4 protein-coding genes are annotated in these 5,427 nt (G+C 69.9%); 3 read left to right on the top strand and 1 reads right to left on the bottom strand.

Annotation, left to right across the window (positions count from 1 at the left end; all coding sequences use genetic code 11):
* Together IE294_RS46220 and IE294_RS46215 are read left to right on the top strand one after the other, a co-directional pair.
* On the top strand, window positions 1-1,096 hold a 1,096-nt coding region (locus IE294_RS46220; protein ID WP_189895308.1), incomplete at its 5' end, for a polymorphic toxin type 28 domain-containing protein.
* A gap of 9 nt (window positions 1,097-1,105) precedes the next feature.
* Window positions 1,106-1,537, top strand: a complete 432-nt coding sequence (locus tag IE294_RS46215; protein WP_229918245.1) for a contact-dependent growth inhibition system immunity protein — start codon at window positions 1,106-1,108, stop codon at window positions 1,535-1,537.
* A gap of 211 nt (window positions 1,538-1,748) precedes the next feature.
* On the opposite strand, the gene IE294_RS46210 is transcribed toward IE294_RS46215, so the two are convergent.
* A complete protein-coding gene (locus tag IE294_RS46210; protein ID WP_189895307.1) occupies window positions 1,749-4,367 on the bottom strand; it encodes a glycosyltransferase family 1 protein in 2,619 nt (872 codons plus the stop codon).
* A 336-nt stretch (window positions 4,368-4,703) separates the two neighbouring features.
* Between IE294_RS46210 and IE294_RS46205 the strand changes: the two genes are divergently transcribed.
* On the top strand, window positions 4,704-5,427 hold a 724-nt coding region (locus IE294_RS46205; RefSeq protein WP_189895306.1), incomplete at its 3' end, for a maltotransferase domain-containing protein.

Below are 5,427 nucleotides of genomic sequence, written 5' to 3'. Positions count from 1 at the left end.
CCGCATCACCCGGGCAGGCAACGTCCGCTACGAACACGACGCACTCGGCCGCATCACCCTCCGCCAGAAGAGCCGCCTCTCCCGCAAGCCGGACACCTGGCGCTACGAATGGGACATCGAGGACCAACTGACAGCGGTGGTGACCCCGGACGGGACACGCTGGCGCTACACCTACGACCCCCTGGGCCGCCGCACGGCGAAGTTCCGATTGGCCGAGGACGGCGAAACGGTGGTGGAGCGGGTGGACTTCACCTGGGACGGCACCACGCTCTGCGAACAGACGACGACCTCCGTCGACCTCCCCCACCCGGTCACCCTCACCTGGGACCACCAGGGCCTGCGCCCGCTCTCCCAGACGGAACGCATCACCGCGGTCAACGCTCCACAGCAGGAGATCGACTCCCGCTTCTTCGCCATCGTCACCGACCTGATCGGCACCCCGACCGAACTCGTCGACGAACGAGGCGACATCGCCTGGCACACGCGCAGCACCCTGTGGGGAACAACGGCATGGGCGGCGAACAGCACGACCTACACCCCCTTACGCTTCCCGGGCCAGTACTACGACCCGGAAACCGGCCTCCACTACAACTACTTCCGCCACTACGACCCGGAAACGGCGCGGTATCTCACACCAGACCCCCTCGGACTCGCGCCCGCACCCAACCCGGCCACGTACGTGCACAACCCGCACAGCTGGACCGACTCGCTGGGCCTCGCGCCTGACGCCTGCCGTAAGTTGGGATTGTCGCCGGCCGCGCAACGAGCCATTGAAAAGTTCGAAAACATAAGGAAGGACCCACTTGGCGATGTGAACTCGCAACCGAATCACAACCACTATGACGCGGCCAGACGAGAGGCAAGCGGCGAAGTAGTCGCCCGAAAAGCTGACGGAACACCGTTCGATCACATTGCGGAATTGAAACAGGCACGGGACGGCCTGGACAGGGCACGGAGAGTTCTAGAACGTCAAATTGAGGGCCCTCCGGAAACGCTGACTGACCGAGGAATCGAGGTTTTGATCACCAAGCGCAAGGAGGTAATCGGAGAGCTTGACCGTCTCAACGGATTCCTGCATTCGATCGGACATCGCTAAGCTAGTGGAATGGAGGAGATCATGCTCTCGGAGTTCATTGACAAAAGCAGGTCGATCGAGGAACTGGAGGGGGATCGATGGCCCGAGCCTCCAAGGGACAGCACGACCTTGGTACGCGGCGTTCACGATTTGAGAAGGCGCGCCATCAAAGATCTCGACGTGGAGGGTCTACGTCGGCTGATCGCGCAAGATGTCGGCCTTCATTGGCTCCTTCCCGTTGCTCTGGACTTCCTGCGCGAAACGGCACCAAAGGAAGCGGCAGGCGGCTGGTATGACGACGACTTGCTTTCGGCGGCATTGACGCGAAAGGAGTCGGTATGGAGGAATGCACCGGAACTCGCACGTCACCTTGATGACACAGTGCGCATGCTCACCGACCTCTCGCCTTACATTCAGCGGGAAGTAGACCAATTCCGGGCCGCTCTGTCGGACGTACTGTGAACACTTGCCCATTTTCCGCGCATGAGCAGCCGCTCCAGGTCCGCCACCACACTGCCTTGCTCTCGTAGGTCTCCCCTGCACGGGCCAGGAACCCTGACGGAGCCTGCCAGGTCGCCCGCATCCGCGTCCCGCCCCCGGTTCCCTGGAGGGAGGCAGGACGGGAAGCGGAGTACTCACCGATAGCAGAGGGCCTGTCCTGCCGCGTCGTTCCTCACCGCAACACCATCCCCGCCCCCTCCACCACCTCCTCCGACGGCACCGTCACCAGGCCGAGTTCCGCGGCGGAGGACAGCAGGGGGTGGGTGGGGAGGATGCGGACCGTGTAGCCGTAGGGGCCGGTGCGGTCCAGGGAGAGGGGGCCCTCGTAGAGGAGGCGGCCCTCCAGGTCGGGGGTGCCGGCCGGTTTCAGGGGGACCACCGTGGCGTCCGTGATGCGGTCCTCCGCGTCCACCCGCCCGGACACCGCCTGCACCTCCACGTCGTCCGGGCCCAGTTCGCCGAGGCCGACCCGGACCCGCAGGCCCACCGTGCCGCCCAGTTCCGCCGTGGCCGTCGTCGCCGTCGTCTCGACGTGGTCGACGCTCACCCCCGGCCAGGCGGCCCGCACCCGTGCCTTCCACTCGGCGAGGTCCCGGGCCGTGTCCGGGGTCAGCGCGCGGTGGGCCCGCGCGGCGGGGGCGTAGAGCCGGTCGACGTACTCCCGGACCATGCGGCCGGCCAGCACCTTCGGGCCGAGCAGGGACAGGGTCTGGCGGACCATCTCGATCCAGCGGTCGGGCAGACCGGCGCGCCCGCGCTCGTAGAAGCGGGGCGTGATCCGCTGCTCCAGCAGGTCGTACAGAGCGGCGGCCTCGATGTCGTCCCGCCGGTCGGGGTCGGTGCCGGAGCCGTCCGCGGTCGGGATGGCCCAGCCGAAGTCCGGCTGGAACCACTCGTCCCACCAGCCGTCCAGGACGGAGAGGTTGAGGCAGCCGTTCAGCGCCGCCTTCATGCCGGAGGTGCCGCAGGCCTCCAGGGGGCGCAGCGGGTTGTTCAGCCAGATGTCGCAGCCCGGGTAGAGCTTCTGCGCCATCGCCATGCCGTAGTCGGGGAGGAAGACGATCCGGTGGCGGACCCGCGGGTCGTCGGCGAAGCGGACCAGCTCCTGCACCAGGCGTTTGCCGCCGTCGTCCGCCGGGTGCGCCTTGCCCGCGACCACGATCTGCACCGGGCGCTCCGGGTGCAGCAGCAGCTCCATCAGGCGGTCGCGGTCGCGGAGCATCAGCGTCAGGCGTTTGTACGACGGGACGCGGCGCGCGAAGCCGATCGTCAGGACGTCCGGGTCCAGCACCCCGTCGATCCAGCCCAACTCGGCGTCACCCGCTCCGCGTTGCCGCCAGGAGGCCCGCAGCCGCTCCCGTACCTCCAGCACCAGCTGCTCGCGCAGGGTGCGGCGCAGCTCCCAGACCTCCTGGTCCGGGATGTCCGCGACCGCGTCCCAGCGCTCGGAGCGGCCGACGCTCAGCGCGTCCTCGGCCCGCTGGACGCCGATCTGCCGGACGCCGAGCCGCAGCACCTCCGGCGCCACCCAGGTCGGCGCGTGCACCCCGTTGGTCACGGAGGTGATCGGCACCTCCTCGGCGTCGAATCCCGGCCACAGTCCGGCGAACATGTTCCGGCTGACCTGCCCGTGCAGCAGCGACACCCCGTTGGCCCGCTGGGCCAGCCGCAGCCCCATCACGGCCATGTTGAACAGGTTCGGCTCACCGCCCGGGTAGGTCTCCATGCCCAGCGCCAGGACGCGCTGCACCTCGATGCCGGGCAGTTCGGCGTCCGGGCCGAAGTGCCGGCCCACCAGCTCCCGGTCGAAGCGGTCGATGCCGGCCGGGACGGGGGTGTGCGTGGTGAACACCGTTCCGCCCCGCACGGCCTCCAGCGCCGAGTCGAAGTCCAGCCCGTCGGCGCACAGTTCGGCGATCCGCTCCAGGCCGAGGAAGCCCGCGTGCCCCTCGTTGGTGTGGAACACCTCCGGCTCCGGGTGCCCGGTGAGCCGGCAGTACGTCCGTACGGCCCGCACACCTCCTATGCCGAGCAGCATCTCCTGGAGCAGCCGGTGCTCGCTGCCGCCGCCGTAGAGCCGGTCGGTCACCCCGCGTTCGCCGAGCTCGTTCTCCTCCACGTCCGAGTCGAGCAGCAGCAGCGGCACCCGGCCCACCTGGGCGAGCAAGATCCGGGCGCGCAGCGCCTTGCCGCCGGGCAGCGCGAGGGAGACCTGCGCCGGGGTGCCGTCGGCCTCCTTCAGCTGGGTGAGCGGCAGTTCGTTCGGGTCGAGCACCGGGTAGTGCTCCTGCTGCCAGCCGTCCCGGGAGAGGGTCTGCCGGAAGTAGCCGTGCCGGTACAGCAGCCCCACCCCGATCAGCGGCACCCCGAGGTCGCTGGCCGCCTTCAGATGGTCGCCGGCGAGGATGCCGAGGCCGCCGGAGTACTGCGGGAGCGCGGCCGTGATGCCGAACTCGGGCGAGAAGTAGGCGACGGCGGCGGGCAGGCCGTCGGCCTGTTCCTGGTACCAGCGGTCGCCGGTGAGGTAGTCGTCGAGGTCGTCGGCGGCGGCGGTGAGGCGGCGCAGGAACCGCCGGTCCCCGGCCAGCTCGGCCAGCCTGGCCGGCCGCACGCTGCCGAGCAGCCGCACCGGGTCGCCGCCGGCACCGGCCCAGCCCTCGGGGCTGACGGACTGGAACAGGTCGCGCGTTTCGGCGTGCCAGGACCAGCGCAGGTTGCGCGCCAGGTCGCTCAGGGGCCGCAGGGGGTCGGGGAGTACGGGACGGACGGTGAACCGACGGATCGCCTTCACATGCCACCTCGACGCGTCGCGGGATGAGACGCACAGCGTTGTACGTCTCGTCGTCGTCTTCGACGGTAGTGGTTACCGCGCGGTCGGTGGGGACGTACCCGTCTGGGGTGTCGGGGCGTCAAGACCCGGTCACCGGGCACTCGGAAAGAGGGGCCGGTCTTGTGGGTGGACGTACGCGTGAGTAGTTAACACAGTGCCGGATTGCCCACCCGAACCGGGTGGGAAGGCTCCTCCGGTACGCACCCCACAGCAGCACCAAAGCACCACAGCACCTCCGCAGGACCCACCTCCCCATATCCATCCGCCACACCCTCGTTGAAGCGGACAGGAGCGGTCATGCCCGCCACGCACCACTCGTCAGCACCCCCGACAAGCAGCAAGGCCAAGGCACCAGGCAAGAAGGCGTCGGGCAGGAAGGGCGCGGCGCCGGCCGGCGCGGCCGGTCCGTCCGCCGCCACCGCCGGGGAACGGTCCTCCCCGGAAGCGGCCACCGCCGTGGGCCGTATCCCCGTCCTCGACGTACGTCCCGTGGTCCAGCGCGGACGCCGGCCCGCCAAGGCCGTGACCGGGGAGTCCTTCGAGGTGTCGGCCACCGTGTTCCGGGAGGGCCACGACGCCGTCGCGGCGAACGTGGTGCTGCGGGACCCGGCGGGCCGGCCCGGCCCCTGGACACCGATGCGGGAGCTCGCCCCGGGCACCGACCGCTGGGGTGCCACGGTCACCGCGGGCGAACCCGGCCACTGGACCTACACGGTGGAGGCCTGGTCGGACCCGCTCGCCACCTGGCGGCACCACGCCCGGATCAAGATCCCGGCGGGCATCGACACCGAGCTGGTCCTGACCGAGGGCGCGCAGTGGTACGAGCGTGCGGCCGGCGGGGTCCCGGAGGACCGGCGTCAGGTCGTCCTGGACGCGGCGGCGGCCCTGCGGGACGAGAACCACCCGGCGGCCTGGCGCCTGGCCGCGGCGCTGTCCCCGGAGGTGGAGTCGGTCCTCGCCCGGTTCCCGCTGCGGGAGTTGGTCACCGCCTCCGACCCGATGCCGCTGCTCGTGGAACGCG

This window comes from Streptomyces canarius, from assembly GCF_014650735.1.
Lineage (GTDB): Bacteria > Actinomycetota > Actinomycetes > Streptomycetales > Streptomycetaceae > Streptomyces > Streptomyces olivaceoviridis.
Note: the sequence above shows the minus strand (reverse complement) of the source record. Positions and strands in the feature narration are given on the sequence as shown.

Bases quoted from the DNA above. Each gene is read 5' to 3' on its own strand.
- IE294_RS46215 (WP_229918245.1), top strand. From the start codon at position 1,106: ATGGAGGAGATCATGCTCTCGGAGTTCATTGACAAAAGCAGGTCGATC.